At 66.3% G+C, this 26,240-nt stretch carries 24 protein-coding genes; 11 read left to right on the top strand and 13 right to left on the bottom strand.

Translation table 11 applies throughout. The annotated features are described in order from the left end of the window. Positions 1-5: 5 nt before the first annotated feature. The 7 genes from ACYBYQ_RS15195 to ACYBYQ_RS15165 all read left to right on the top strand — a co-directional run bounded on the left by ACYBYQ_RS15195 (position 6) and on the right by ACYBYQ_RS15165 (position 6,014). The gene (locus tag ACYBYQ_RS15195; protein ID WP_459615097.1) at positions 6-452 is read left to right on the top strand and encodes a MaoC/PaaZ C-terminal domain-containing protein; all 447 of its coding nucleotides are present in this window, start codon (positions 6-8) and stop codon (positions 450-452) included. 12 nt (positions 453-464) lie between these two features. After that, a complete protein-coding gene (locus tag ACYBYQ_RS15190) occupies positions 465-1,604 on the top strand; it encodes an acyl-CoA dehydrogenase family protein (RefSeq protein WP_459615096.1) in 1,140 nt (379 codons plus the stop codon). Positions 1,605-1,622: 18 nt separating this feature from the next. Beyond that, on the top strand, positions 1,623-2,846 hold the full coding sequence (locus ACYBYQ_RS15185) for a CaiB/BaiF CoA transferase family protein (RefSeq protein WP_459615094.1): 1,224 nt from the start codon (positions 1,623-1,625) through the stop codon (positions 2,844-2,846). Positions 2,847-2,849: 3 nt separating this feature from the next. Beyond that, complete coding sequence (locus tag ACYBYQ_RS15180) at positions 2,850-4,013, top strand: NADH:flavin oxidoreductase/NADH oxidase (RefSeq protein ID WP_459615093.1); 1,164 nt, start codon at positions 2,850-2,852, stop codon at positions 4,011-4,013. After that, positions 4,010-4,786, top strand: a complete 777-nt coding sequence (locus tag ACYBYQ_RS15175; protein WP_459615092.1) for an enoyl-CoA hydratase/isomerase family protein — start codon at positions 4,010-4,012, stop codon at positions 4,784-4,786. Before ACYBYQ_RS15180 ends, ACYBYQ_RS15175 begins: the two co-directional genes overlap by 4 nt. 15 nt (positions 4,787-4,801) lie before the next feature. After that, the gene (locus ACYBYQ_RS15170) at positions 4,802-5,266 is read left to right on the top strand and encodes a MaoC family dehydratase (protein ID WP_459615091.1); all 465 of its coding nucleotides are present in this window, start codon (positions 4,802-4,804) and stop codon (positions 5,264-5,266) included. 112 nt (positions 5,267-5,378) lie between these two features. Continuing rightward, positions 5,379-6,014, top strand: coding sequence for a TetR/AcrR family transcriptional regulator (locus tag ACYBYQ_RS15165; protein ID WP_459615089.1), 636 nt, complete (start codon positions 5,379-5,381; stop codon positions 6,012-6,014). A 12-nt stretch (positions 6,015-6,026) separates the two neighbouring features. Here ACYBYQ_RS15165 and ACYBYQ_RS15160 read toward each other — a convergent pair whose 3' ends face one another. Beyond that, positions 6,027-6,917 (bottom strand): LysR substrate-binding domain-containing protein, encoded by an 891-nt coding sequence (locus tag ACYBYQ_RS15160; RefSeq protein ID WP_459615087.1) that lies wholly within the window; start codon positions 6,915-6,917, stop codon positions 6,027-6,029. Between the two features lie 90 nt (positions 6,918-7,007). Here ACYBYQ_RS15160 and ACYBYQ_RS15155 point away from each other — a divergent pair, with 90 nt between their 5' ends. After that, positions 7,008-8,063, top strand: a complete 1,056-nt coding sequence (locus ACYBYQ_RS15155) for an NAD(P)H-dependent flavin oxidoreductase (protein WP_459615086.1) — start codon at positions 7,008-7,010, stop codon at positions 8,061-8,063. A gap of 79 nt (positions 8,064-8,142) precedes the next feature. Here the strand turns inward: ACYBYQ_RS15155 and ACYBYQ_RS15150 are convergent, their stop codons facing one another. The 10 genes from ACYBYQ_RS15150 to ACYBYQ_RS15105 all read right to left on the bottom strand — a co-directional run bounded on the left by ACYBYQ_RS15150 (position 8,143) and on the right by ACYBYQ_RS15105 (position 20,634). After that, positions 8,143-10,149: a hydantoinase B/oxoprolinase family protein gene (locus tag ACYBYQ_RS15150; RefSeq protein ID WP_459615085.1), complete on the bottom strand. Its 2,007-nt coding sequence runs from the start codon at positions 10,147-10,149 to the stop codon at positions 8,143-8,145. Positions 10,150-10,151: 2 nt separating this feature from the next. Continuing rightward, a complete protein-coding gene (locus ACYBYQ_RS15145; protein ID WP_459615084.1) occupies positions 10,152-12,212 on the bottom strand; it encodes a hydantoinase/oxoprolinase family protein in 2,061 nt (686 codons plus the stop codon). A 27-nt stretch (positions 12,213-12,239) separates the two neighbouring features. Then, positions 12,240-13,268, bottom strand: a complete 1,029-nt coding sequence (locus tag ACYBYQ_RS15140; RefSeq protein WP_459615082.1) for an extracellular solute-binding protein — start codon at positions 13,266-13,268, stop codon at positions 12,240-12,242. A 56-nt stretch (positions 13,269-13,324) separates the two neighbouring features. Next, positions 13,325-14,143 carry an ABC transporter permease gene (locus tag ACYBYQ_RS15135; protein ID WP_459615080.1) on the bottom strand — a complete coding sequence of 273 codons (819 nt, stop codon included), beginning with the start codon at positions 14,141-14,143 and terminating at the stop codon, positions 13,325-13,327. Beyond that, positions 14,140-15,012, bottom strand: coding sequence for an ABC transporter permease (locus tag ACYBYQ_RS15130; protein ID WP_459615078.1), 873 nt, complete (start codon positions 15,010-15,012; stop codon positions 14,140-14,142). Before ACYBYQ_RS15130 ends, ACYBYQ_RS15135 begins: the two co-directional genes overlap by 4 nt. A gap of 2 nt (positions 15,013-15,014) precedes the next feature. Beyond that, the gene (locus ACYBYQ_RS15125) at positions 15,015-16,250 is read right to left on the bottom strand and encodes an ABC transporter ATP-binding protein (protein WP_459615076.1); all 1,236 of its coding nucleotides are present in this window, start codon (positions 16,248-16,250) and stop codon (positions 15,015-15,017) included. A 58-nt stretch (positions 16,251-16,308) separates the two neighbouring features. Continuing rightward, a complete protein-coding gene (locus ACYBYQ_RS15120) occupies positions 16,309-16,941 on the bottom strand; it encodes a TetR/AcrR family transcriptional regulator (protein ID WP_459615075.1) in 633 nt (210 codons plus the stop codon). Between the two features lie 126 nt (positions 16,942-17,067). Beyond that, positions 17,068-17,991, bottom strand: a complete 924-nt coding sequence (locus tag ACYBYQ_RS15115; RefSeq protein ID WP_459615074.1) for a dihydrodipicolinate synthase family protein — start codon at positions 17,989-17,991, stop codon at positions 17,068-17,070. 30 nt (positions 17,992-18,021) lie between these two features. Continuing rightward, the gene (locus tag ACYBYQ_RS15110) at positions 18,022-19,452 is read right to left on the bottom strand and encodes an FAD-binding oxidoreductase (RefSeq protein WP_459615072.1); all 1,431 of its coding nucleotides are present in this window, start codon (positions 19,450-19,452) and stop codon (positions 18,022-18,024) included. Positions 19,453-19,464: 12 nt separating this feature from the next. Beyond that, a complete protein-coding gene (locus tag ACYBYQ_RS15105) occupies positions 19,465-20,634 on the bottom strand; it encodes an alpha-hydroxy acid oxidase (RefSeq protein ID WP_459615071.1) in 1,170 nt (389 codons plus the stop codon). A 104-nt stretch (positions 20,635-20,738) separates the two neighbouring features. On the opposite strand from ACYBYQ_RS15105, the gene ACYBYQ_RS15100 reads away from it, so the two are divergent. Next, complete coding sequence (locus tag ACYBYQ_RS15100) at positions 20,739-21,254, top strand: TfoX/Sxy family protein (protein ID WP_459615069.1); 516 nt, start codon at positions 20,739-20,741, stop codon at positions 21,252-21,254. Here the strand turns inward: ACYBYQ_RS15100 and ACYBYQ_RS15095 are convergent. Both ACYBYQ_RS15095 and ACYBYQ_RS15090 read right to left on the bottom strand, forming a co-directional pair. Then, complete coding sequence (locus ACYBYQ_RS15095; protein ID WP_459615068.1) at positions 21,167-23,413, bottom strand: phosphocholine-specific phospholipase C; 2,247 nt, start codon at positions 23,411-23,413, stop codon at positions 21,167-21,169. The two genes, ACYBYQ_RS15100 and ACYBYQ_RS15095, sit on opposite strands and share 88 nt — an antisense overlap. 35 nt (positions 23,414-23,448) lie before the next feature. Beyond that, positions 23,449-23,622, bottom strand: a complete 174-nt coding sequence (locus tag ACYBYQ_RS15090; protein ID WP_459615067.1) for a hypothetical protein — start codon at positions 23,620-23,622, stop codon at positions 23,449-23,451. A 318-nt stretch (positions 23,623-23,940) separates the two neighbouring features. Between ACYBYQ_RS15090 and ACYBYQ_RS15085 the strand changes: the two genes are divergently transcribed. Next, entirely contained in the window at positions 23,941-24,114 is a 174-nt protein-coding gene (locus ACYBYQ_RS15085; RefSeq protein WP_459615066.1) for a hypothetical protein, read from the top strand. Between the two features lie 84 nt (positions 24,115-24,198). After that, positions 24,199-26,235, top strand: a complete 2,037-nt coding sequence (locus tag ACYBYQ_RS15080) for an EAL domain-containing protein (RefSeq protein ID WP_459615065.1) — start codon at positions 24,199-24,201, stop codon at positions 26,233-26,235. Positions 26,236-26,240 lie beyond the last annotated feature (5 nt).

The raw sequence follows: 26,240 nt of genomic DNA, 5'->3' as shown, positions 1-26,240 counted from the left end.
ACTTCATGATCGATGCCCCTTACGGGTCTCTCAAGCTTGGCCATAAAAGCGTATCGCGGGGCCGGACGATTACCGAGACCGATGTCGTGAACTTCTGCATGCTCACCGGAAATTGGCTGGAGCTGCATGCCAACGCCGAATTTGCCAAGAAAACCCTGTATGGCCAGCGGCTGGTGCAGGGTGGGCTGGTGTTCGTCATCGTCAATGCGCTGATGGGCTTCGACGGGGAGCTGATCGAGGCGTTCTATGGCGTGGACAAGCTGCGTTTCGCCAAGCCCACTTTCATCAACGACACGCTGCATGCACATTCCGAGATCATAGGATTGCGCGACAAGGGCGAAAACCACGGTGTCGCGACGGTCCTGCTCAAGGCAGTGAACCAGCGGGAGGAAACCGTGCTCAGCTGCGAATTCAGCCTGCTGGTCAGGCGCGAGCGCCTGATGGCCGCCTGATCTGGAGGAAACATGAATTTTCTGACGCAGGAACAGAGGCTCTGGAAGGAGCAGATCGATCGCCTGATGGACAAGGAGATCGGCCGGGAGTACATCCGTCAATGCGATATCAATCGCGAGTATCCCTACAAGGGCTATGAGGCGATTGCCAGGCAGGATTGGCTGCGCCTGCTGATCCCCGAAGACCACGGCGGGCTGGGCGGCACGATCTTCGACTATGCGCTGATGTGCGAGGGCGTGTCGAAGTATGGCTTCGATTTCGCCACCGCCATGATGGTGTCCACCTTCACCGCCATGAACATCGTCAAGTTCGGAACGGATGACCAGAAGGCGCGCTATCTCGAGCCCTTCATGCGCGGCGACCTGCGCTTCTCGATTTCCATCTCCGAGCCCAGCGCGGGGTCGGACGCGGCCAGCACACGGACACGCGCAGTGCGCGATGGCGACGACTACGTGCTGCGCGGCCAGAAACTGTGGTGCAGCGGTGCGGCGGCGCGCGACGTCGTGATCGCCATGCTCGTCCGCTCGGATCCGCAGGCCAAGAAGCGCGAGGGCCTGTCGGTTTTCCTCGTGCCCAACGACACGCCGGGCCTGGACATCCGCCGCCTGCCGACGATGGCACGGCGCGCCACCGGCACCACGGAGATCTTCGTGGACGACGTGCGCCTGCCGCCGGGCCAGTTGCTGGGCGAGCCCGGCCAGGGCTGGAGCATCATCACCGGGCATCTCGAGCTGGAACGGATCGCGGTTTCGGCCGGCTATGTCGGCAACGCGCAGCAGGCCGTCGATGACGCGTTGCGCTATGCCCACGAGCGTCACCAGTTTGACCAGCCCATCTTCGATTTCCAGGTGATCCGCCACATGCTGGCGGACATGCAGACGAAGGTGGATGCTGCGCGGCTGCTGGTCTATCGCGCGGCGCACATGGCGTCCGAGGGCGTGCCGTGCAGCCGGGAAGTGAGCATGGCCAAGCTCTTCGCTTCCGAAACGCTGCAGGAGGTGACGCGTGCCGGCATGCAGATCTACGGCGGGCATGGCATGCTGCCGGAAGCCGACATGGAGCGCTACTTCCGCGAGGGCATGCAATCGACCATAGGCGCCGGAACGTCGCAGATCCAGCGAACCATCATCGCCAAGACCATGCGGGTCTGACAGGGCACGGAGGCATACATGTCTGCACCATTGGCTGGCGTGCGCGTGCTGGATCTCAGCCGGATCCTGGCCGGACCGTGGTCTGCGCAGGTCCTTGCGGATCTGGGCGCGGATGTCATCAAGGTCGAACGCCCCCGCGAGGGCGACGACACGCGCAAGTTCGGCCCGCCGTGGATCCTGGACCGGGAAAGCGGGGAACCCGTGGACGCCGCCTATTACGCGGCCGCCAACCGCGGCAAGCGCTCCGTGACCATCGACTTCACCCGCTCCGACGGCCAGGCGGTCGTGCGCGACCTGGCGCGCCGATCCGACATCCTGCTGGAGAACTACAAGGTGGGCGGGCTGGCCAAGTATGGTCTGGACTATGCATCGCTGCGCGCGGAGAATCCCCGCCTGATCTACTGCTCCATCACCGGTTTCGGCCAGTCCGGGCCCTATCGCAACCGGCCGGGCTACGACTTCCTGATCCAGGGCATGGGCGGGCTGATGAGCATCACCGGGGAGCGCGACGATCTGCCGGGCGGCGGGCCGCAGAAAGTCGGCGTGGCCCTGGCCGACATCACCACCGGCATGTATGCCACCGCCGCGATCCTCGCCGCGCTATATGCGCGCGACCGCATCGGGCACGGCCAGTATCTGGATATCGCGCTGCTCGACGCCCAGGTTGCGGTGCTGGCCAACCAGGGCATGAATTACCTGATAGGCGGCAAGGTGCCGCGCCGCTCCGGCAACGGCCATCCCAACATCGCGCCTTATCAATCGTTTGCCGCGGCTGACGGCCATATCATCCTGGCCGTCGGCAATGATGAGCAGTTCGCGCGGTTCTGCGCGGTGGCAGGCATGCCCGAAGTGGCCCGGGATCCCCGTTATCGCACCATCGCGGCCCGCAATGCGAACAGCGACACGCTCCTGCCCATGATCGCGGAAATCATCCGCACCCGGCCATGCCAGGAGTGGATCCGCGATCTGGAGCGCGAAAACGTGCCCTGCGGGCCCATCAATACGCTGGACCAGGTCTTCGCAGACCCGCAGGTCCAGGCGCGCGGCCTGCGTGTGGACCTTCCTCACCCGCGCGCAGGGACGGTACCGTCGATCGCAAGTCCCATGCGCTTTTCCGAAACGCCGGTGCAGTACACCCACGCGCCACCCACCCTGGGCCAGCATACCGACGAAGTGCTGCGGGACGTGCTCGGCCTTTCCGGTGAATCCGTGCAAGCCCTGCGCGAGCGCGGGACGATCTGAACCATGGCGAACGAGCTCCCGGACCGCCCGTTGCTCTTCACGCCGTTCCGGCTGCGCGGCCTGAGGTTGCGCAACCGGGTGGTGGTATCGCCCATGCAGATGTATGGCGTAAGGGACGGCAGGGTGGGCGACTGGCACCTGGCCCACATCGGCCGCTTCGCGCTGGGCGGAGCCGGGCTGATCCTGATGGAAGCGACTGCCGTGTGTCCCGAAGGGCGCAGCACCGTGCACGACAACGGGCTCTGGTGCGACAGCCAGATCGAGGGGTACAGCCGTATCACCGCGCTGGCCCGGGCAGCCGGCGCTGCCATCGGCATCCAGCTGCAGCACGCAGGCCGCAAGGCCTCCTGCCAGGCGCCATGGGACGGCTTCGGTCCGCTGGGCCAGGCCGATGCCGCCCGCGGGGAGACGCCCTGGACGGCCTGGGGCGTCACCGGAGAGGGCTGGAGCGAGGACTATCCGCGCGCCCATGCCATCACCGAGCCCGACATCGACTATCTGCTGCAGTGCTACACCGCTGCGGCGCAAAGGGCCGACCGGGCCGGTTTCGACGTCGTCGAAGTCCACGCCGCCCATGGCTACCTGCTGCATTCCTTCCTGTCGCCTCTGTCCAATCATCGCCGCGACCGCCATGGCGGGAGCCTGGCCGCGCGGGCCGCTTTCCCGCTGGCGGTGGCGCGTGCCGTAAGGAGCGCATGGCCGGCAGACAAGCCTCTGCTGATGCGGATTTCCGCCGTGGATGGCGTGGGGATAGGCTGGAGCATGGACGATTCCATCGCCCTGGCTGGCATGTTGAAAGACGCCGGCGTGGATGCGATCGACTGCTCTTCGGGCGGCATGCGGCTGCCCACGCGCGCCCATCTGCTGCCGCGGTCACCGGGTTTCCAGGTTCCGCTGGCGGCGGCTTTGCGGCGGGAAACCGGTATGCCGACCCTCGCAGTCGGATTGATCCGCGAGCCATCGATGGCAGAGGCCATCATTGCAGAGGGGCAGGCCGACCTGGTCGCGCTCGGCCGCGAAATGCTGTGGAATCCGAATTGGCCCCTACATGCGGCCCAGGCGCTGGGGGCGGACCCGGATTTCGGCATGTGGCCGAGGGAATTCGGCTGGTGGCTGGCCCGGCGCAGTGCAGCCCATTCTCCACCCTCCACCCAGGCAGAGTCATGAGCGACGTACTCTATGAGGTCTCCGACGGCATCGCCACCATTACCCTGAACCGTCCGCAGCAGCGCAACGCACTTTCCCTGCAGGCGGCCGCGCGGCTGTCTGCGCTCTGGCAGGACATCGACGCCCGGCCCGACGTGCGCGTCGCCATCCTCACCTCCACGCCTTGCGGCGTGTTCTGCGCCGGAATGGACCTGAAGGATGCCGCGCGTGTGCGCGCAGAGCAGGGCACAGACATCCTGCAGGTTCTCGATGACCCGTTCTACGAACGCATGCGTGCCGTCCGGAAGCCGCTGATTGCGGCGCTGAATGGCCATTTCACGGCGGCCGGAATGGTATTGGCGGTCAACTGCGACCTGCGCGTGGGGCTCGCCGGCACCCGGGCGGGCATCGCAGAAGCAAAAGTGGGACGCGGGTCGCCATGGGCGGTCCCGATGCTCTGGATGGCCCCCCAGGCCGTCGTCATGGAAATGGTGCTGACCGGAGAACCCGTGGCCGTGGAACGCCTGTATCAGCTGGGATTCCTGAACGCCCTGGCCGACGACGACAGCGGCGTGCTGGCGCGGGCTCGCGCCGTGGCCTGCCGCATTCGGGACAACGCTCCGCTGTCCGTGGCCGCGGCCAAGTGCAGCCTGATGGCGGCGCCCAGCCTGGGTTGCGACGCCGGCTTCGCCTATGCCAAGCGCGTCCATGAGCCGGTGTATGCCAGCGCAGATGCCGAGGAGGGGCCACGTGCTTTCGTCGAGAAACGTCCGCCGCGTTGGGTCGGGCGCTGACTATCAGGAGCCATCATGCATGCCGAACCCGTACTGCTGGGCCATGGTTATTTCTACCAGCAAATGCCCGTCGGTTTCCGATTCCGGACGATGGGGCGCACCATCACCGAGGCCGATCTCGTCAGCTATATCAACCTGACATGGTTTGCCGAGGAGGTATTCGTCAACAGCGACAATGCGGAGTCGCGCGCCCTGAAAGGGCGCGTGGTGCCCGGCTCGCTGGTGTATGCCTACGCCGAGGGCTTGCTCACGCCCAGCATGCAATTCACCGGCCTGGCTTTCCTTGGGGCGGAGCTGGACGTAAAGCTGCCGACCGTCGTCGGCGACACGATCCACGTCCAAGGAATCGTGACGGAGTCGCGGGCGGCATCACAGGGCAATCGCGGACTGGTCCGCACCCGCAACGAAGTGGTCAATCAGCGCGGCGACGTGGTGCTGGTCTACACGCCCCTGCGGCTGGTCAAGGGTCAAGGGGCATGACGGTGCTCCGGCAGGCCAGAAGCGAAGGTTATGATACGCATCAAACCGACCATCCGGTCGGCCTCGTTCGGGGCCGGCCTGGCCGTGTCCCGACCCTAACCCTGTAAGCCGTATGCCCGAGAAGAAGCCTGCGCCCAGGAAGCGGGTGCGCCAGCCGGTGCACCGCACGCCGCGCAAAGATGAAATCCTGGAAACCGCCGCGCAGCTCTTCGCCGACGAAGGGTACAACGCCATTTCCCTGCTCGACATTGCCGATGCGGTCGGCCTTTCCAAGACCACCCTGTACCACTATTTCGACCGCAAGGAAGACATACTCGGCACGATCGTGGTCAGCACCGTGAGGGAGCTCAGCGAATACGTGGAAGAGGCGGTATCGCATCACGAATCGCCGCAGGACCGCCTGGTTGCCTTCATGGAGGCCCAGGCCGAGTTCTTCGAGAAACACCAGGCCTCCTTCCAGGTTCTGTTGACGCGCTCAGCCAATCTGCGGGAGCCGAAAATGCGCGACGTTGCCATCGAATGGCGCGTCAATTATGAGAACACCATCCGCCAGATCGTGCGCGACGGCGTGACTGCCGGCGTATTCCATGGGCGCAACCCCGATGCGGTGGTGCGCGCGGTGATCTCCTCGGTGTACTGGATGGCCCGCTGGTACCGGCCCAGCGGCAAGCAGACGGCGCGCGAGATCGCCCGCGAATATGCACAGATCTTCCTGCACGGCATCGTCAAGCCGGCCGATCAAGGGTAGGCCGGTCTCGCGTCACCCGCGCCCGGGCCCGTTTCTCCCTTCCTCCAGCTGCCGCACCAGGTTCCGGAACGCCGGCGCTTCATACCCCGTGCGCCAGAAGAGCTGCGTGTCGATGCGCCCCATCTTCAGGGTTTTGAGGCCTGCCGGCACCCGGGCCAGGTCCAGGACGCTCCGGGGCACGAGCGTGACGCACGCGCCTGCCGCAACGCAGGCGATCATGGCGTGGTAGGAGCCCACCTCCTGCACCGTCCACCCGGTGTTGCCGGCGATGCCCAGTTTGTCTTCCGCGATGGCGCGATAGGTGCAGCCCTGCGGGAAGGCCGCCAGCGTGCGGGTGCCGACTTGCGCGGGCGAGCGTGCCGCGGCGTCGGCGGCCGGCAGCAGCAGCAGCAGTTCCTCCCGCCATAGCGCCGTGGCGGACAGGCCCAGTTCGGCCAGGGCGGCCTCGTCGTCCGCGGTGCCCGCAAGCGCCGCGAAGGCGCAATCGAGCCTGCCTGTGCGCACCTGCTCGAGCAGCGCGCGCGAGGGGCCGGTGCCGACCTTGAGCCGCGTGGCGGGATATCGGGCGTTGTAGGCGGCCAGTACCGCGGGAAGGCGGCTGGCGGCCGTGCTTTCCATGGAGCCGATGTTCAGCGCGCCGCCGTCGAGGCCGCCGGTTGCGACCTGGCGCGCTTCGGCTTCCAGGGCCAGCATGCGCTGACAGTATTCCAGGTAGCGTTCGCCGGCGGTGGACAGGGACATGCGCTTGCCGACGCGGACGAACAGTTCCACGCCGAGGTCGGCTTCGAGCTGCTGGATGCGGGTGGTGACATTGGATTGAACCCTGCCCAGCCGGACGGCGGCGCGGGTGATGCTGAGTTCGGCAGCCACGGCCGTGAAGATGCGCAGGGAGTCGAAGTCCATCTGGTTCTTTGTTAAGAAATTATATTTGGATTATATTCTTGAAAAAGGAACATATAATCCCCGCGTTCCCCTCTTTCCAGCGGAGACGGCATGAGCGAGCTGAACCCTCTTACGAAGCGCCTGGGCATCTATCCCATCATCCAGGCGCCGATGGCCGGCGTGGCCACCCCGCAGCTCGCCGCCGCGGTGTCGAATGCCGGAGGGCTGGGCTCGCTGGGCATCGGCGCCAGCTCCGCGGCGCAGGCGCGGCAGATGATCCGCGAGACGCGTGCGCTCACGAGCCGTCCGTTCAATGTCAATGTGTTCTGCCACGCGCCTGCCCGGCGGGATGCCGGGCGCGAGCAGGCATGGCTGCGGCACCTGGCGCCGCTGTTCGATGAGGCCGGCGCCACGCTGCCCGACTCACTCGACGAGGTCTACCGGACTTTCCTGGAAGACGAGGAAACGTTCGAGATGCTGCTTGAGGAGCGTCCGGCAGTGGTCAGTTTCCACTTCGGGCTGCCGGCTGCGGAGCGCCTGCAGGCATTGCGCGAGGCGGGCGTCTACACGCTGGCCACGGCCACGAACCTGCAGGAAGCCGGACTGGTCGAACAGGCCGGCGTCGATGCCATCGTTGCGCAGGGGATCGAGGCTGGCGGGCATCGCGGGGTGTTCGACACGGCTGCCGCCGACGAGAAACTGAGCACCTCCGTGCTCGTGAGGCTGCTGGTGCAGAGGTGCACCCTGCCGGTGATCGCCGCAGGCGGCATCATGGACGGCCGGGGCGTCAAGGCGGCGCTGGACCTGGGGGCGGCCGCGGCGCAGCTGGGCACCGCATTCATTCTCTGCCCCGAATCCGCGGCAAACGAGGGCTACCGCGCGAATCTCAAGAGCCCGCGCGCCGCGGCCACGCGGCTGACGGCCACCTTGTCGGGCCGCCCCGCGCGGGGCATCGTCAACCGCTTCATCACCCATGCTGAGGCGGCGGCCAGCCCGCCGCCCGCATATCCGGTGGCCTACGATGCCGCGAAGCGCCTGCATGCCGCGGCGGCGAAACAGGGCAACCATGAGTTCGCCGCGCATTGGGCGGGGCAGGGCGCGCCGCTGGCCCGCGAGGCCGCGGCGGCGGAGCTGGTGCAGCGGCTGGTGGAGGAGTATCGAGGTTGAGCGGGGCTTGCGGCCCCTGGTCGTAGGCCGGGATTTTCCGTCTGGGCCCTGCGCCCAGGCCGCAAGCCCGGGTCCCGTATCACGCGGCGGACTGGCTCATTGCCGGATACTTCTCGCGCAGGTCGTTCAGCAACTGTGCCACGATTCCGGTTCCCGGCGTGTCTCCCGCCTTGTCGACGTGCTGCGCCAGCAGATCGAAGACCTGGTGCTTGACGAAGAAGCGCCATCCGATCGGAATTTCCTGCAAGTACGCATTGAGCATCGCGTAGCGTTCACGCGTCCAGAGCCGTTCGTGGGCCTGGCGGCTCGGGTTGAATCCGTATGAGCCGTCATACAGGTCGCTGGCCAGGGGAGGCTGGGCATTGCTGCGCAGCCGGGCAGTCAGCTCGGCGTCGACTTTGCCGTCCACGATGGCCACGCCATAGATGTCGCGTGCTGCCTGCAGCGACACGCAATGGCGCCGGACGTCGCCTGCCACCAGGGCCGGGTCGCGCAGCATGGGGTCTCCGTAGCCTCCGCCGCCATTGCCCTCCAGGCGGATGACGTCGCCCGGCGCCAGTTGGACAAGGTCAGTGTTGCCCAGCTCCTCGCTGTCCGGCAGGCCGGGGTTGCGGATAAAGCGGGCCGTGCTGCCGGAATGCCCGCCCTTGAATCCCCAGGATCCGAATACGGTCCGATCGCGATTACGGGCGGTGACCAGCGAGTTGGGCGAGAAGACCTTGAATTCCATGACGATGGCCCTGCCACCGCGGTGCAGCCCCGCGCCGCCGCTATCGCAGACGAGGCCATACTCGGTGATGCGGATCGGCACTTCCGCTTCGTTGATTTCGACCGGCGTGTTGCGCAGGAAGGCCATGTTGGCGCCCGAGGCATCCGAACCATCGCCGTTGGCGGAACCGCCAGCACCGCCGCCCACCGGACCGATCGACGCCATGATGGTCTTGCCCTTGGCGTCGGTGGTCTTCACATTGAGCAGGCATACGCTGGACGAGGGGCAGGCCGGCATCTTGTCCGGCAGGGCCTGGGCGAATGCGCCGAAGATCGCGGCCTGGACGATCACGCACGTGAGACTGCGCATGCCGACTGCCGCAGGCATGACGGGGTTGAGAACCGTACCCTTGGGCGTGACGCAGGTGGCGATGCGCAGCATGCCTGCGTTCAGCAGGATGTTGGGGTCCAGCGTATACAGGACGTAGTACAGCCCCACCAGCAATAGCGCATGGCGCGGATGGCCGCCAGTAGGCACGTTCAGCGAGGAAGTCAGCTGGGGGTCGCTGTCGGAGAAATCGAAATGAAGCAAGCCATCCTTGACGGTGAGCTTCAGGGCGATGCGCATGGGCTTGCCGCCCACGCTGTCTTCGTCGGCATACTCCGAGAAGAAGTACTCCCCTTCGGGGATGCCGCGAGCCACCGTGCGGGCCTGTGTCTCTGAATAATCGAGCAGCTCGTCGATGCCTGATTTGAAGACATCGACGCCGAATCGCTCCACGATCTCCAGGACGCGGCGTTCGCCCGTCATGAGGGAGGCAATCTGCGCCTTCAGGTCGCCGAGGTTCTGGTCGGGTGCCCGTACGTTGGCCAGCATCCAGGACAGGGATGTCTCGTTCAGGGTGCCATCCTCCACGATGCGCGTGGGCGGAAAGCGTATGCCCTCCTGCTGGATCTCGGTGAGCGAGCGCGACAAGGAGGCCGGCACGGCGCCGCCCATGTCGGTGTTGTGGATGTGGCCGGCAACGAAGCAGATGATCTCGCCCTGGTGAAAGACGGGCTTCCACATCACCAGGTCAGGGGTGTGCGTGGCCACGTAGCCGCTATACGGATCGTTCGACATGTAGATGTCGCCCGGCTTGTAGCACGGAACCGTCTTGATCAGTGGACCGTAATCCAGGCCGGCGTACCAGGTGGCCCCCAGCGTCTTGGGCGATGCGAAGGTCAGTCCTTCCACGGACGTCAGCGCGCAGGAGAAGTCTTCAGTCTCCTTGACGAAGGTCGAGTGGGCCGTGCGGATCAGGGTGAAGGCCATGCTTTCCGCCGCCGCGACACAATAGTTGGCGAAAATCTGCAATTCGGATTTGTTCAGCTTCATGGTCAGTCCTTCGCGGCGTGAGCGACGTCCTGGTTGAGGAAAAGATTGCCGTAGGCGTCTACGGACGCGGCAAAGCCCGGCAGGACGCAGGTCGTGGTGTCGTCCTGGGCGACGATGGCCGGTCCCTGGAAGGTGTGGCCGGCTCGCAGGTCGTCCCGCCGGTAGAGCGGGACTTCACGCCAGGCATCGTCCATCCATACCCGGGTGGTCGTGCGCGGTTCGAGCGGTGCGGCCGCAGTATCAATGCGCCGCAGCGCCGGCTTGGGCGTCTCCGAGACGATCACCAGCCGCAGGGCCACGATCTGCACGGGCGAATGCGGGTCGCTGTGGCCGTAGAGGCGCGCGTGTTCCTGGTGGAAGGCCTGCCGCAAGGCCTGCGCGTCGCCGCGCATGATCGCGTCCAGGGGTAGGCTGGTGTCGATTTCGAACGACTGGCCCTGGTAGCGCATGTCGGCCGAAGCCAGCAGCCGGGGGGCGGCATGCGATGCATTCTGATCCGCCATCCAGGCGTGCGCCTGCTTTTCCAGTTCCGCGAGGTCGTGCTTGAGGCGGGCGGCGGTATCGTCGTTCAGGTCGTAGTAGGTGGTTTTCACGAAGTCGTTCTTCGTATCGGCGATCAGGCCACCCAGCGCGCTGAGGACCCCCGGCGTTGTCGGAACCATGACGCTGGGCATGTTCAGGGCGCGCGCCAGGTAGCACCCCAGCATGGGGCCCGCTCCCCCGAAAGGCATCAGGGTGAAGACGCGCGGATCGATGCCGAAGCGCGAGATCAGGCGGTTCACGCCGGCATACATGCCGGACACCGACACGCGCACGATGGACTCGGCAGTGTGCTCGACCGATTCGTCGAGCCTGGCGGCGAGTTCACCGATGACCCGGCGCGCGGCGGCGGTGTCGACCTTGACGGAGTTGTAGCCCAGCTCTGCCTGTCCGAGTATGCCCATGGCGGCAAATGCGTCGGTAATCGTGGCGGACGTGCCGCCCCGGCCGAAGCAGGCCGGCCCGGGGGTCGACCCCGCGCTGTGGGGGCCGACCTTCAGGACGCCATAGTCGTCGACCCAGGCAATCGAGCCGCCGCCATCGCCGATGGACGTGACCGAGACGGAGGGGATGTGGATCTGGAAGTCGCCGATATATTCGCCGCTGGCGTACTGGGGCTGGCCATCCACGATCAGCGCCACGTCGGCGGTCGTTCCGCCGATATCCAGGCTCATGCAGTTCCGGATGCCGCATTCGTTGGCAACATAGGCGGCGCCGATGACGCCCGAGGCAGTGCCCGAGAGGATCATCTGCACGCAATTGGTCTTGCCGTGCTCCGCGCCCATCACACCGCCGTTGGATTTGGTGACCTTGAGTTCCGCGGTCACGCCAGCCTCCACCAGCGCCTTCTGCAGGCTCGTCAGGTAATCGGCTACCTTGGGCTGTACGTAGCCGCCTATGAGCGCAGTCGTGGTGCGCTCATATTCCCGGATGATGGGCCAGACCTCGTGGGAGCAGGATACGAACATGCCCGGCCGAACGCGTTGGATGATGTCGCGGACCGCGTTCTCGTTGGCCGGATTCCGATAGGAGTGCAGCAGCGAGATGACGATGCCCTCGCACTCCAGCGCATCGATGTGTTCCAGGGCGCGCAGCACGCTGGCCTCGTCGACCGGCGTCTCGATCGACCCGTCCGGCAGCGTGCGCTCGACGATGCCGAACACCCGGTCGCGCGGCACCAGCGGCTCCGGGCGGGCCGAATACAGGTGGTAGGGATCCGGTATCTTGAGCCGGGCGATTTCCAGCACATCTTCGAAGCGGGCCGTGGTGATCAGGGCCAGCCTGAGGCCCTTGCGCTGGACCACGGCATTGACGCCAACGGTGGTGCCGTGCGTGAAGTAGCCGACTTCGGCCGGATCGATGCCATAGCGCTCGACCAGGCCCTGCATGCCCGCAATGACTTCGCTGCCGGGCTGATCCGGCCTGGAAAACACCTTCAGGGTCCGGACACTGCGCGTCTCTTCGTCGAGTACCGCAAAATCGGTGTAGGAGCCACCGATGTCGACGCCAATTCTCAAGCTCATGGTTGAATCCTCAAATGCAGGGATGCCTCAACGGCCGATCTGCTTGTTCCAAAGTTCGACCCACGAAGGGGTGTTGCGCGCAATTTCGGGAAAAGGCAGCCACAGCGAGGTGTCGTCGGAAGCCACGCGGGGCTTCACGCGGTCCTCGTACTTCACGTTCTTGCTGGACGCGGAATAGCCCATCTTGTTGGCAAAGCACGTCTGGCCTTCGTCCGAAGCAATCACGTTCATGAAGTCGAAACCCAGCGGGGAACCGTTCTTGACCTTCTGCACCATGGTCGGGAATGAGACGGCGCCCGGCTTCGGATCGAGATAGGCGATGTCGGGATTGTTGGCGTCATGCTCTGCCCAGGCACGGCCGTCGAAGTACATCGCGATGTCGATATCGCCGGACTTCATCGCAACCAGCGGCGAATTCGGTTCGCTGTAGAAGATGACGTTGCCGCTGTCGGACATGCGCTTGACCTGGTCCAGCCCGGGCTGGACGTTTTCCAGATTGCCGCCGTACAGATTGGCAAAGAGGCCGATGAGCCCTTGCACCGTGCCAACATAGGAAATGCCGGGAAGCGCCGCTTGCCAGTCTCCCTTGACCGTGCCCTCGACGAACTCCTGCCAGCTCGTGGGAGGGTTCTTCACGCGGGACTTGCTGTACATCAGGCCGAAGTTGCCATAGGCGATGGGGAATCCGTAGCCGTTGCCATAGTCGACCATGTGCGGCTTGAGGTGCTCCAGGTTGGGGATCTCCTTGGCGCTGATCGGCTCCACGAGGCCGCGCTGGCTCAGGATCAGGCCGGTGTCCGCCAGCCCGACGATGACATCGATGGGAGGCTTGGAGGGGTTGGCGGAAATCTGGTTGACCCATTGCATGGGGCTGCCGAGAATGACGTCGACCTTCTTGCCGGTCTTGGCTTCGAAGGGTTGGACGAAACATTCCCGGTAGACCTTCTCCCAGACCCCGCCGTAGGCCGTGACGGTCAGGTCGGCTGCGCTGGCGCCGAGGCTGGTGGTGGCGAGAACCAGGGATGCAACGAGGGTCCGGCATTTCTGTAGAGGCATGATCGACTCCGCTTGCTGGGTTGGGTGTGTGGCGGCCATCGGGCCGGGCGCTGGGCTTACTGCGTGGTGAGGGCCCTCAGGCCGTAGGTCTTCTCGACAATCAGCAGCAGGATGATCGAGATCGCCATCTGCACCGTGCTGATCGCGGCGATCGCCGGATCGAACTGGTTCTGCATGTACGACAACATCACCACCGGCAGCGTGGTGACGTTGGCCGTGCCGAAGAAGTACGAGAGCGCGAGGTTGTCGAGCGATACGAGGATCGCGAAGAGCGAGCCGGCGAATATCCCCGGGGCAATCAGGGGCAGGGTGACATGGGCGAAGGTGCGCCAGGGGGATGCGCCCAGCACGGCAGCAGCTTCGGCCAGGCTATGGCTCACGCTGCGATAGACCGCCAGGGTCGTGCGCATCACGTACGAGATGGACACGACCGTATGCGTGATGAACAAGGCGGTGAACGACACGCCGATGCCGATGGCCGACAGGAAATACAGGAGCGACATGCCGATCACGAGCGCGGGTATCGCGATAGGCGCCAGCAGGAAGGAGGCGATGGCGGTCGCGGCGGCGCCCTGGGAACGCCCCAGATACAGCGCTGCCGGTACCGCCAGGACGATGGCGGCGAGCGCCGAAGCCATGGCGAGGTACAGGCTCGTAAGCAGGGAGTCGACAAAGGGCTTGTACTCCCATAGGCGCACGTACCACTGGAACGACGTGCCACGGTAGGGGAACTGTACGCCCTGTTCCGCGGTGAACGAGACCGCCACCACCACGGCGATGGGCGCGAATACGAAGATGAAGAAGAGGGCGGTGTAGAGGGCGAGCAACGCCCAGCCCCAGCGGCCGGGGTGGAAACGCAGCGGGTGGCGGATCATCGGGCACCTCGCTTGCCGTCGGTCAGGCGGAGTTGTACGAACAGGCAGGCGAGCACGATGAGCAACAGGAGGTTGCCCATGGCCGAGGCCAGGCCTACGTTCTGCGTGAGGGCGAACTGCTGGAAGATCAGCAGCGGCAGGGTGACGATCGAGCCGTTGCCGAGCAGCAACTGCGTGATGAAGCTGCCGGTGCTCAGCATGAAGACCAGGATTACGCCGGTAACGATGCCGTCCAGGGACAAGGGCAGGGTCACCGTGACGAAAGTGCGCAGCGCGCCGGCGCCCAGCACCCGGGCAGATTCCTCGAGCCGGGTGTCCACGGAGCGCAAGACCGGGATGATGGACAGCACCATGAACGGGACCAGGACATGAACCTGGCCCACGTAGACGGAAAAGGGCCCGTTCAGCAGGTTCAGCGGACGGTCGATCAGCCCTGCCCAGTCGAGGAACTCGTTGACGATGCCGCGCCGCGCAAAGAGGACACGCCAGCCGAAGGTCCGCATGATGATGGATGTGAGCAGGGGCGCGACCAGGAGGAACAGCAGGGGCAGCGCCATGCGCCCGGCGCGGCGGACCATGTAGTAGGCGATGGGGTAGCCCACCACCAGGGCGAGGACCGTGGTGTTGAAGCTGACCACCAGCGTTTCCAGCACCACCTTGAGGTAGTACTCGTCGGTCAGCAGCTTGATGTAGTTGGCCATCGCGCCGTCCGGACCGGGGTCCAGGCTGCGCGCTGCGTTCTGCAGCAGCGGGACCGCGAAGAACAGCACGAGGAATGCGAGGGAGGGGAGAATCAGCAGCCAGCGTCGCGAGCGCGGCGGGCGTGCGCCGCGCTCGGCCGGGAGGGTGTGGGCAAGTGCGGTCTGCATTGTCATGCCGCCTTGCGCTGCATCGGGGCCGGGCGGGCTTCCCTGTGTTGCTCGCCGGCTGCCGTTTCCTCGGGTTGCAGCAGGACCGCTGCCTCTTCGTCGAACGACACGTTCACCGCGTCGCCGGCCTGGTGGGCGGCGCCCAGGCGAGTGTCCGCCAATTGATTGACGGTGAGCGTGGCACCGATGGCAGGCACGTCGACCCGGTATGAATGCTGGGACCCCCGGAAGACGTGCTGCTGCACCACGGCTGGCAGCGATATGCCGTTCGGCGTTGCCGAAGTGCCGATGCGCAGTTTCTCCGGCCGGATTGCAATCTCGGCGATACCGCCGGGTCGCAGCCAGGTGGCAGCGGCTGCATCGTTCAGCCGGATGCGGTGCGCGGTGTCGTGGACGCCGGCGCCGGTTGGTGCACTATCCTGCCGGAGTAGGGCGAACTCCAGTCGATTCTCGTGGGCGGTGGCCAGGCGGCAGGCAAGAATGTTGGCCGTACCCAGGAATTCGGCCACAAAGCGCGTGCGGGGCTGGTCATAGACTTCGCCGGGCCTGCCGATCTGCAGTATGCGCCCCTGGCTCATGACGACAATGCGGTCGCTCATCGTCATGGCTTCCTCCTGGTCGTGGGTCACCATGACGCTGGTGATGCCCAGGCTTTGCTGCAGCCGGCGGATCTCGAACTGCATGCCCTCGCGCAGGTTCTTGTCGAGCGCGCCCAGTGGCTCGTCGAGCAGGAGTACGGACGGATTCGTGACGATGGCACGCGCAAGCGCTACGCGCTGTTGCTGGCCGCCCGAGAGCTGCGAGATATGGCGATCGCCGAACTCGCCGAGGCGAATCATGTCGAGCATGCGCCTGACCTCGGCGGCAATGCGCTCCTTGGGAGCGCCGGCCATCTTCAGTCCGAAGCCGATGTTCTCCGCCACGGTCATGTGGGGAAACAGGCTGTAGTTCTGGAACACCATGCCCAGGCCGCGCTTGTTGGGCGGCAGATGCGAGATGTCCTGGCCGTCGATGCGCACGGAGCCTTCGTCCGGGAAGTCGAACCCGGCGATGAGGCGCAACGTGGTGGTCTTGCCGCAGCCGGAAGGGCCGAGCAGGGAAATGAGCTCGCCGGGTTGCACCGCCAGGGATATCTGTTGCAGGGCGATGGCGCCCTTGAAGCGCTTGCTGACGCCATCGAGCGTCAACTGTCTGGATACGACTGTCCCCGCTGTCGAGGCAAGATGGTTCGTTTGCATGCGCTGTTCCCTTGTCGCGTTCTGGTCGTGCGGCTTGCTGCCGCGTCGTATTGCCGGCTTAGGCGTCGTGTTCTTTGGACAGCTCCCAGGCCAGTTCCTGCTTCAGCACGTCGAGCTGCTGATCCAGGCGGCGGTTTTCATGCCCCGCGAAGAAGGTGTCCAGAAAGATGCCGCGCATGGCTGAGAGGATGAAGTTCATGCGGGCGAACAGCGCCTTGCGCGTGGTTTCGCGCAGCAATGGATTCGACTGGATGGCTTGCTCCATTGCTGCTCGCGTGCTCAGCCGGTGCTCGACGATCTTCGCGTGCATGGCTTCATCGTGACGAAAGCCCATGTTGATCTCCCACACTGCCCAATAGCGCTTGCTGCCATACAGCGCCCAGAGGGTATCGACGAGCAGGGCAGCCGCCTGCTGGGGCTTCTTGCCCTTGTCGGTCAACATGGAGAACAACTGCAGCGCTTCGACGGCCAGTTGGTCCAGCACGGCGATGAACAGGCTTTCCTTGGTGGGAAAGTGATGGTGCAGCGCGCCAGTCGTGACCCGGGCGCGCTTGGCGATCGCGGCGGTGGTGGTGCGACCGAATCCTTCCTCGCTGAGCAGCACCACGGCGGCTTCGACCAGGGCTGCCCTGGCTGCACTGCTGCGGTCTGCCTGGGTTCTGCGCGTTTTGGGTTTGGTGTCCACGGTCATTTCCCGGTCCTGTGGTGAGGTAAAAAAATACTAACTAGTCAGTATGTAAGTTGAAAGCCGGGATTTACCCTGTATGAAGTCGGGGTGCCTGGACGTCGAACCGATTCCGGAATGCGTCGGGCCGCTTCAGGACGCCAGGGCTGCGAGGTCTTCGATGCCTTGCCGTGCCAGCTGGCGCATGGCAGTGTTCAAGCGCGCGACCAGCGCTTCGTCGGGCGGGGCCAGGGGCAGGATGGCATCGCCGAATTCCATGCCGTTCAAGCGCAGGGCCGCCTTGAGTGGAGCGGGATTGGTCTGGGCGAAGAGGGCATCGAGCAGGGGCAGGATCAGGGATCGGGCGCGTTGCGCACCGGAGAAATCGCCCTGCCGCGCCATGCCGGCGATCTTCTCCCAATACCGGGGCAGCAGTACCGAGGAGGCCAGGATGCCTCCTCGTGCGCCCAGCGCCGCATGGACGGGGTACAGGTAATCATCGCCCGACAGCAGGCTGATCCGCTCGCCGACCAGGTCGACCAGGCGCTCGAAATGGGTGATGTCGGTGTTGCAGGCCTTCATGCCGATGATGCTGCCATCGTCGACCAGCTCGCCCACCAGTTGCGGCGTCACGCTCACGCCTGTGCGCGCGCCGATGTCGTAGAGCAGGAGGGGAGCGCCGGACTCGCGTGCGTACTGCTTGAAGTAGGCACGCAGGGTGTCCGGCGTGGGCCGGGCATAGAAGGGCGTGATGAGCAGCAGCCCGCTCGCGCCTGCGTCCATGAAGGCCTGCCCGGCGGCAAGCGCTTCGGCGTAGCCTGGAGAGAGCACCCCCGCTATCACCGGCACGCGGCCACGCGCGGCGCGTACGGTCGTTGCCACGGCCTGGACGCGCGCTGCGGGCGTCATGGCCGTGTATTCCCCGGTGCCGCCGATCGGCACCAATCCAGCAGCGCCCGCGGTGATCAGGTGTTCGGCCAACTGCGCCAGCTTGGGCTCGTCCACGCTGGTGTCTGTCCGGAAAGGCGTGGGCAGTGCCGGGAACATGCCTGTGAGATGTGCTGCGTCCAGTGTCATGGGATTTCCCTGTAGGAGATGAGGTTGGGCTTACAGCAGCTTGCCGGGGTTCATGATCCCCAGCGGATCGATGGCCTGTTTCACGGTGCGCATCAGCGCGAGCTCGATGGCCGGCTTCGCCCCTTGCAGCTCGTCGCGATGCGCCACGCCGATGCCGTGCTCGGCGCTGATGCTGCCGCCCAGGGTCAGCGCGGTCTGTTGCACGATTGCCGTAATCGCCGCGGCGCGTCCGGCGCGCAGGGTGGGGTCCAGTTCGCCCCAGACGGCATGCGGGAACAGCAGGATGTAGTGCAGGTTGCCGTCGCCGGCATGGCCCACCACGAGCGTCTGTGCGCCCTGCGCGAGATCGGCCAATGCGGCGTTGGCCTTGTCGACGAATTGGCCGACGGCCGACAACGGCACCGAGATGTCGTGGGAGATGCTATGGCCCTCGCGCACATTCGCCTCGGAAACCGAATGCCTGATGCGCCAGATGGCCTCGGATTGCGCTTCGCTGGCGGCGATGGCGACGTCGCTGGCAATGTCGTCTTCCAGTGCCTGCTCCATTGCCGTTTCGAGCAGCACTTGCAGAGCCTGTGTATCCTGCATGTCCGCCAGCTCGATCAAGGCGATCCAGTCGCCACGGCCATTCAGCGGATCGCGCGTATCCGCGATATGCCGATAGACGAGGTCGAGCTGCGATCGCGAGCACACTTCGAAGCTGGTGATGCGGTCGCCGCAGACCGAGCGTGCCAGCGCCAGCAGCAACGGAGCCTGATCGAGGGTGTCGAGCGCGGCCCATGCCGTGGCGTGCGCTTTCGGCCGAGGAAAGAGCTTCAGGACGGCGCCGGTCACGATGCCCAGCGTGCCCTCTCCGCCGATGAAGAGGTGCTTGAGGTCGTAGCCGGTATTGTCCTTGCGCAATCCACGCAAGCCGTTCCATATCGTCCCGTCGGGAAGGACGGCCTCGATGCCCAGCACCAGGTCACGCATGTTCCCGTAGCGCAGCACCGCCGTTCCGCCCGCATTGGTGGAGATATTGCCACCGATCTGGCAGGTGCCCTCGCTGCCCAGGCTGAGCGGGAACAGGCGTTCGGCGTCGCGGGCGGCGTCCTGGACCGCGGCCAGCGTGCAGCCGGCATCGACGGTCATGGTCTGGTTGTAGGGGGCCAGGTCGCGGATGCGGTTCATGCGCGACAGCGATAGGACCACGCAATCCCGGCCGCCGGGGATGGGCGTGGCGCCGCCACATAGGCCCGTATTGCCGCCTTGCGGCACAATGCCGATGCCTGCGCGCGCGCACAGTTTCACCACGGCAGACACTTCTTCCGTGTTGGCGGGCCTGACCACTGCCAGGGCCGACCCTCGGTTCTTGCCCCACCAGTCGCTGAGATAAGGCGCTGCGTCTTTCTCGTCGGCCACCACGCCGGCATTGCCCAATAGGCCGGCGAGTTCAGCGAGAATTGCATTCCGATCTTGCATGTCGAGTCCGATTCAATGGGTTGGGGCTGGCATGAGGGCGGTCAGGGGGATCTGCTGCACATGAGTGGAATCCAGCTCGCCCATGCAGGTGCAGCCAAGCAGGCGCAGGCAGATGGCGGCTTCCTCGAGCAGCAGCGCAAGCACTTCGTTTACCCCGCTGCTGCCGCTTGCGGCCAGGCCATATAGCGGCGCGCGACCCAGCAATACGCCATCCGCGCCGCAGGCCACCGCCTTGATGGCGTCGGCACCACGCCTCACTCCGCCGTCGACGAAGATGCGCAGCCGCTCGCCCACGGCGTTCCGCACGGAGGGGAGCACATCCAGAGGCGCCGCTGCGCTGCCCAGCTGCCGGCCGCCGTGGTTGGAGAGCACGATGCCATCGGCGCCGTGCCGGGCGGCCAATTGCGCATCTTCGATGGTCTGTATGCCCTTGATGAGCACCGGGCCGTTCCAATGGCGGCGGGCCCACGAGATATCGTCCCATTGCAGCGCCAGGTCCATGGCGCGGCTCAGCGTGGCCGCCTGCCGCGCCAGTTCCGGCGCTTCGCCCAGGCTGCGCGCGATGTTGAGCAATTGCGGACCGCCATTGCGCAGCATCTGCCAGGCCCACCTGGGGCGGCGCAGCACGTCGCGGGCCAGCGCGGGTGTCAGGCGTATGGGCAGCTTGAAGCCGTTTCGCAGATCATGGTCCCGCTTGCCATGGACCGGCGTATCCACTGTCATTACCAGGCACCGATAACCTGCCTTGCCGGCCCGACGCATGATGTCTTCGGCGATGCCGCGGTCGCGCTGCACATAGAGCTGGAGCCAGAGATCCGCACCGGGCGCGGCGCTTCGGACGTCCTCCAGCAGGGAAGTCGATGCCGTGGAAAGAATGAAAGGCAAGCCCCGCTGGGCGGCGGCTGCAGCAAGCAGTTCGTCCGCTTTGGGCCAGAAGAGCCCGTTCAGGCCGGTAGGCCCGACTGCCATGGGAGCCGCCTGTGTACGCCCGAACCAGGTCGTCTCCGTCGAGCAGTGCGTCAGGTCGCGCAACACGCGAGGCCGCAGCAGGATGCGACGGTAGCTGTCCAGATTGCGATGCATGGCATCGCCGTCCTCGGCCGCGCCTTCGAGATAGTCGAAGGCAAAGCGGGGGAGGCGCCGAAGGGCCACGTCTCGATAGTCGGCAACGCTGGGAAGCATGAGGGGACGCCGCTGAAGCGCATGAGTTCAAATGGGGTTCCGATAAAGATACCAACTAATCAGTATGTAAATTAAGAGGGCTTACCCTAGGTATCATTGGGCGCATGATGGCACCTTCGAAAGGCCTGGTAGAACACCTCGTCGACCAACTCTCCCCGCTCGGGCGCATCAGCACGCGGCGGATCTTCGGGTGCATGGGGCTGTTCCTGGAAGGAACGATGTTCGCTTTCGTGAGCGGCGAGAACCGCCTCTACGTCAAGGCCAAGGGGCCGGCGGTGGACGTATTCAGGCGGCACGGGTGCGCGCCCTATACCTACGATACGAAGGCGCGGGGCGCGGTGGCGCTGGGCTACTACTCGGTACCCGATGATGCGCTCGACGACCGCGAGGCGCTGCTGCACTGGGCCCGCCTGGGGCTCGGGCCGGGCGCCGGAGACGCCGGCAGGAGCGGCGGCTGTCTCTCCCGGCCCGCCCCCGGGGCGGAGGCCGCTGGCCGCGCAATGCATGCAACGGCCAGCCGCTGCGCCGCGGATCAGGCCTCGCCGGTGGCGGTGCCCATCGCCGGATCGCTCACCGTGTGCCGGCCGGTCTCCACGCGGCCGGCGAAGCGGCGCAGGTAGGCGGGATCGGTGTTGCAGGCGACGGCGAAGTCATACCACTGGCCGCTGTCGGCGAGTTGCCAGTGCAGCGTCTCCATGCCGCCCGGTGCCACCGTGACGGTCCAGGGGCCGTCGGTGCGGTAGGCCCGGGCCGTGACCGTGAAGGTGCAGGGGGCGGTGCCGCCGTTCATGAGCTCCAGGTACACGTTGCCGTTGGCGATGTCGTAGCAGACGCGGGTCTCGGGCCGCGTGGCGGTGTCGCGGATGCGCCCCGTATCGCCCTTGAAGTGGCGGTGGTAGCCGTTGGGCCCGAGCACCCAGAGGTCGTAGCGGCCCAGGTTGTCGAGGCCGGCGTTCCAGGTGTCGCTGAGGGTCTTGCCGGCTTCCACCGCGTAGCGCCGCGGGATGCGGTCCAGGTGGTGGCGGTCGTAGACGTGGAAGACGGCGCCCTGCTTGCCGGTGTTGGCGAAGATGAGTTCCACGTTGCCGTCGGTGCCGCAGCGGGCGCTGGTATGCAGCTCGTAGGGCAGGGCGCGCGAGGGCCGGGTGCCGCTGGCCTGTATCGGCGGCTGCATGTCGGTGGGCAGCGGCACTGCCGGCAGGGTTTCCTGCGTGGCGCGCAGCTGGTCGGCGACGGTGCGCGTGGTGCGGCCGTCCAGGGTGGGCAGGGTCTCGGTGTTGGGCGTGGCGAAGTTGAACGCGCTGGTGAGGTCGCCGCAGATGGCGCGGCGGAAGGGGCTGATGTAGGGCTCCTCGACGCCGAAGCGGGCTTCCAGGAAGCGCAGCACGGAGGTGTGGTCGAACACCTGCGAGTTGACCCAGCCGCCGCGGCTCCAGGGCGAGATCACGTACATCGGCACGCGCGGTCCCGGGCCGAACACGCGTCCGTCGGGCGCCGGCTGGCTGGTGCTGCCTTCGGGCGCGGGCTGGGTGAAGTATTCCGGTTCCAGGTCCTGCTCGCTGAGGGTCGTCTTGCCTGCATAGGTGCCGTCTTCGTTGCGCGAGGGCGGCGAGGGCGAAGGCACGTGGTCGAAGTAGCCGTCGTTCTCGTCGAAGTTGACGATCAGCACGGTCTTGCTCCAGACCTCCGGATTGGCCGTGAGCGCGTCCAGGACTTCCTGCAGGAACCACGCGCCCTGCACGGGGCTGGAGGGGCCCGGGTGCTCGCAGTAGATCGACGGCGCGTTGATCCACGAAACCTGGGGCAGGCGGCCTTCCATCACGTCGCGGCGGAAGGCGTCGAGATAGTTCTCAGGCTGCGTGCCGGGCAGGGTGTTGGCGATGCCCTTGTAGAGCGGGTTGCCGGGGTTGTCGGTGGCGGGGTCGTAGGCCTTGTAGGGCAGCGCCTGGCCGGTATTGGCATAAGGCGAGTTCGGTGCGCCGCCGCTGCACACGGGATAGCCGGAGGCGAGGTTGGCGGCGCGGAACTGGCGGAAGGCGCCCAGCATGTTGTCGCCCCATTCGTCGGGCATGTTCTGGTAGCAGATCCAGCTCACGCCGGCCTCTTCCAGCCGTTCGGCGTAGGTCTTCCAGGTGTAGCCCACGGAATCGGAGTCGGGCAGGCCGCTGATCCAGTCCCATTCGTTGTTCACGTAGGCCACGTTCTGGGCGGTGGGGCCGTTGGTGCCGGTGAGGTGGAAGGAGCGGTTCGCGTCGGTGCCGGTATGCATTGAGCAGTGATAGGCATCGCAGATCGTGAAGGCGTTGGCCAGGGCGACCTGGAACGGGATCTCCTGTTCCTTGAAGTAGCCCATGGAGGTGTCGGTCTTGTGCCGTGCCCACTGGTTCATGCGGCCGTTGTCCCAGGCCTGCTGGCTGTCGTCCCACGAGTGGGGCGTGCCGCTGGCCCGCTGCGCGTTGTGCGCGGTGCCGTCGAGATGGTAAGGCATGAGCACTTCGCCGTTGGCGCGCTCCTGTTCCCAGACGCTGCGGCCGTTGGCGAGCGGAATGGTGATGCGGTCGCCGAAGCCGCGCACGCCCTTGAGCGTGCCGAAGTAGTGGTCGAACGAGCGGTTCTCCTGCATCAGGATGACGACGTGCTCGACGTCCTTGATGGTGCCCGTCTTGTTGTTGGCGGGGATGGCCAGGGCCTTGCGGATGCTGGGCGGGAAGGCTGCCAGGACGGCGGCGGCAAAGCCGGCTCCGGCGGTGGTCTGCAGAAATTGGCGGCGTGAGGTCATGGATCGCTGTGCGTGGATGGGAAGGGCGGGCCGGTTCAGGGCGCGCAGCGCAGTTCGGGTTTGGATTCCGCGGGCTGCTCGGTGCCGGGGCTGCCTCCGGGGTCGGCGCCGGGGCCGTGGTCGTCATCGTCGTCGCCGCCACAGGCCGTCATGAGCACGGCCATGGCCAGCGCAGCCGCGAGGGCGCGCGCAGTAGTGAGATTTGGCATGGGATAGTAGGTGGGTATCCGGAACGGGAAATGCCTGCCGCAGGGCCGCAGCACCGGACGGCAGACCCGCGGCAGTCTAGGAACGCGAAATGACATCGCGGTGAAGTGGCGGCACGAAAAGGAAACAGAACGCAAACGGATCGGCCTCGCGGGTCATCCGGCTGTCATGTGGCGCCCAGGGCCTTCGGGCGCGAAGCGTGGCTGGCACTTGCCGTCGCGCCGCGCCGCGGCGCGCGTAGCGGCGCCGGCCCGCGGCGATTTGGCGTCCGGGCCGGGCAGCGGCACAATGCGGCATGGCCCGTTCAGAAGGAGGATGCCATGTCGCCCGCATTGCAACGCTGTGCCCTGCTGATCCTGCTGGCCGGCACGCTGGCCGGGTGCGCTTCCGAGCGCTTCGCCAATCCGGGGCCGCCGCATCCGGGTGCCGCCAATCCCTACAGCAACGGGGGCTTCCACGACGCCGGACCGAATTACCCGGACACCGGGCGATAAGCGCGTGCCTTGCCTCAGCGCTACAACTGGCCGTAGTATTTCCCGTATTGGGCCGCGCGCCGCCGGCCCGTGCAAAGGCGGTCGATGCAGGATCTCATCGAAGTACTGAATCGCGAGGTTCACGCCGTCGTGGAGGCGTTCTACGCGGCGTTGTCGGGTCTGCCCAAGTCCGAGCAGATCCTGCGCATGCTGTCGCCCGATGAATTCGCCTACCTGAAGCGGCGCCAGGCCGAGAACCTGCTGGCGCTGGCGGCGCCGGAACTCGATCCGCAGGCGCATGCCCAGATGGCGCTGCGCGTGGGGCGCGTGCATGCCATCGTGGGGCTGGACGAGGAGGAACTCGTGCGCAGCCGCGATGCGCTGTCCAATGCGCTCGACGCGGTGGTCGCGCCGTCGGTCAGCGCCCGCTCGCTGAACCGCTACATCCGGCGGCTCAACACCGACCTGGCGTGGCAGCTCAAGGCCTACCAGGCCCTGCAGGATTCCCGGCAGCAGGTGCTGCTGGAGCTCACCCAGCTGGCGTGGAGCGTGCATCGCTACACCGATTTCATCCAGGGGCTGGTCCGCATCCTGGCGGAACACGACGAAATCACGCGCTGCGGCATCTGCCGGCCGGATGGCCAGGGCGTGTTCCACTTCGAGGCGGTCGCGCCGGAAGACAAGGGCCAGGCCCTGCTGGAGATGGCCTCGGCGCCCGAGACCCGCTTCGTCACGGCCGCCGACGTGCCCCAGGGGCAGTCGCATATCGGCCTGGCCTGGCGCAACGACAGGGTCGAGCGCATCGTCAACGTGGCCACGCATCCGCAGGTCGACCCCTGGCAGCAGCCGGTGCGCCGGCAGGGCGTGCGCTCCTCCGTCGCCATTCCCCTGGGCCCGCAGGGCGGCAAGCCGGTGGCCGTGCTGGTGCTGGATTCCGACTATCCCGGCGGCTTCCTGGGGCCCGAGCAGGTGGCGTTCGTCGACCTGCTCGGCAGGCTGGTGGACGGCGCCTTCATGAGCCTTTCCGACCTCGACGCCAGCGGCGCGGTGTCGCATGCCAGCCGCATGCACTGGGCGACGCTGCTGCGCTCGGGCGGGTTGAAGATGTACTACCAGCCGCTGCTCGACCTGCGGACGGGAACGGTCTCCAAGGTCGAGGCTCTGGCCAGGCTGGTCGATTGCGACCGCGTCTGTGCGCCGGGCGAATTCCTGCCGGCCTTTTCCTCGGACGATTATTTCGATCTCTACGCGCGCGGCCTGGACCAGGCACTGGCGCAGCGACGGGCCTGGCAGGAGCACGACGGGCTGGATATCGCGATCTCGATGAACCTCCCCACCGCCGCCCTGGACGACATCCGCTACTACGAGGCCACGCGCACGGCCCTGCAGGCGCACGGCTGCCCGCCGGCAAGGCTGATCCTCGAGGTGCTGGAACACGAAGAGCTGCGGCTGGCCGAAGGGCGCCAGGCCATATTCCTGCGTTTCAAGGAGCTGGGCGTGCAATTGGCGCAGGACGACCTCGGCGCAGGGCACAGCGGGCTGGGGAGCATGCGCCGCGCGCCGTTCGACTGGGCCAAGCTGGACCGCAGCATGCTGGAGATCGACGAGCCCGACCCCACGCGTGGATTGCGCTTCGTGTTCCAGCTCACGCGCCTGGCGCATGCGCTGGGCCGCAAGGTGGTGGCCGAAGGCGTGGAGTCCTCCGACCTGCTCGATGCCCTGCGGGCGCTGGACATCGACGTCGTGCAGGGCTATGTCGTCTCCATGCCCATGCCTGCCGAGTCGCTGCCGGACTGGCTGGCCGCCTACGTCAGCCGTGCACCCGACCACCGCCCCGCGGGGCCGCTGCATGCGCTGGCGCGCTTCGTACGCTGGGAGGAGCGCCTGCTCATGAACGTGGACGCGTCCGCACCGCCGGCGCGGCCCGGGTCCGAAGCCGGAGACGGCGCCCTGGTGCAGTCCCTGCTCGACATGGACAGCGACATGGGATGGCCGCAAAGCCCGCCGGAGCGCGCCGCCCGGGAGCGCCTGGTCTGGGCGCTGGTGCGCGAGGGCCCCGGCAGCGACGGCTTCGCCGCCGCGCACGGGGCGCTGGTGAGGCTGCTGCAGGCCCGCTGCGGAACCGGCTGCCCCGCGGCATAGGCCGC

The sequence above is a fragment of the Bordetella sp. 2513F2 genome (genome assembly GCF_054642735.1).
This window is presented reverse-complemented; position numbering and strand designations above follow the sequence as displayed.

Bases quoted from the DNA above. Each gene is read 5' to 3' on its own strand.
- ACYBYQ_RS15105 (WP_459615071.1), bottom strand. From the start codon at position 20,634: ATGCTTCCCAGCGTTGCCGACTATCGAGACGTGGCCCTTCGGCGCCTC.
- ACYBYQ_RS15165 (WP_459615089.1), top strand. From the start codon at position 5,379: ATGCCCGAGAAGAAGCCTGCGCCCAGGAAGCGGGTGCGCCAGCCGGTG.
- ACYBYQ_RS15160 (WP_459615087.1), bottom strand. From the start codon at position 6,917: ATGGACTTCGACTCCCTGCGCATCTTCACGGCCGTGGCTGCCGAACTC.
- ACYBYQ_RS15110 (WP_459615072.1), bottom strand. From the start codon at position 19,452: ATGCAAGATCGGAATGCAATTCTCGCTGAACTCGCCGGCCTATTGGGC.
- ACYBYQ_RS15175 (WP_459615092.1), top strand. From the start codon at position 4,010: ATGAGCGACGTACTCTATGAGGTCTCCGACGGCATCGCCACCATTACC.
- ACYBYQ_RS15135 (WP_459615080.1), bottom strand. From the start codon at position 14,143: ATGATCCGCCACCCGCTGCGTTTCCACCCCGGCCGCTGGGGCTGGGCG.
- ACYBYQ_RS15130 (WP_459615078.1), bottom strand. From the start codon at position 15,012: ATGCAGACCGCACTTGCCCACACCCTCCCGGCCGAGCGCGGCGCACGC.
- ACYBYQ_RS15150 (WP_459615085.1), bottom strand. From the start codon at position 10,149: ATGAAGCTGAACAAATCCGAATTGCAGATTTTCGCCAACTATTGTGTC.
- ACYBYQ_RS15140 (WP_459615082.1), bottom strand. From the start codon at position 13,268: ATGCCTCTACAGAAATGCCGGACCCTCGTTGCATCCCTGGTTCTCGCC.
- ACYBYQ_RS15090 (WP_459615067.1), bottom strand. From the start codon at position 23,622: ATGCCAAATCTCACTACTGCGCGCGCCCTCGCGGCTGCGCTGGCCATG.
- ACYBYQ_RS15080 (WP_459615065.1), top strand. From the start codon at position 24,199: ATGCAGGATCTCATCGAAGTACTGAATCGCGAGGTTCACGCCGTCGTG.
- ACYBYQ_RS15155 (WP_459615086.1), top strand. From the start codon at position 7,008: ATGAGCGAGCTGAACCCTCTTACGAAGCGCCTGGGCATCTATCCCATC.
- ACYBYQ_RS15095 (WP_459615068.1), bottom strand. From the start codon at position 23,413: ATGACCTCACGCCGCCAATTTCTGCAGACCACCGCCGGAGCCGGCTTT.
- ACYBYQ_RS15180 (WP_459615093.1), top strand. From the start codon at position 2,850: ATGGCGAACGAGCTCCCGGACCGCCCGTTGCTCTTCACGCCGTTCCGG.
- ACYBYQ_RS15120 (WP_459615075.1), bottom strand. From the start codon at position 16,941: ATGACCGTGGACACCAAACCCAAAACGCGCAGAACCCAGGCAGACCGC.
- ACYBYQ_RS15125 (WP_459615076.1), bottom strand. From the start codon at position 16,250: ATGCAAACGAACCATCTTGCCTCGACAGCGGGGACAGTCGTATCCAGA.
- ACYBYQ_RS15195 (WP_459615097.1), top strand. From the start codon at position 6: ATGATCGATGCCCCTTACGGGTCTCTCAAGCTTGGCCATAAAAGCGTA.
- ACYBYQ_RS15115 (WP_459615074.1), bottom strand. From the start codon at position 17,991: ATGACACTGGACGCAGCACATCTCACAGGCATGTTCCCGGCACTGCCC.
- ACYBYQ_RS15145 (WP_459615084.1), bottom strand. From the start codon at position 12,212: ATGAGCTTGAGAATTGGCGTCGACATCGGTGGCTCCTACACCGATTTT.
- ACYBYQ_RS15100 (WP_459615069.1), top strand. From the start codon at position 20,739: ATGATGGCACCTTCGAAAGGCCTGGTAGAACACCTCGTCGACCAACTC.
- ACYBYQ_RS15170 (WP_459615091.1), top strand. From the start codon at position 4,802: ATGCATGCCGAACCCGTACTGCTGGGCCATGGTTATTTCTACCAGCAA.
- ACYBYQ_RS15185 (WP_459615094.1), top strand. From the start codon at position 1,623: ATGTCTGCACCATTGGCTGGCGTGCGCGTGCTGGATCTCAGCCGGATC.
- ACYBYQ_RS15085 (WP_459615066.1), top strand. From the start codon at position 23,941: ATGTCGCCCGCATTGCAACGCTGTGCCCTGCTGATCCTGCTGGCCGGC.
- ACYBYQ_RS15190 (WP_459615096.1), top strand. From the start codon at position 465: ATGAATTTTCTGACGCAGGAACAGAGGCTCTGGAAGGAGCAGATCGAT.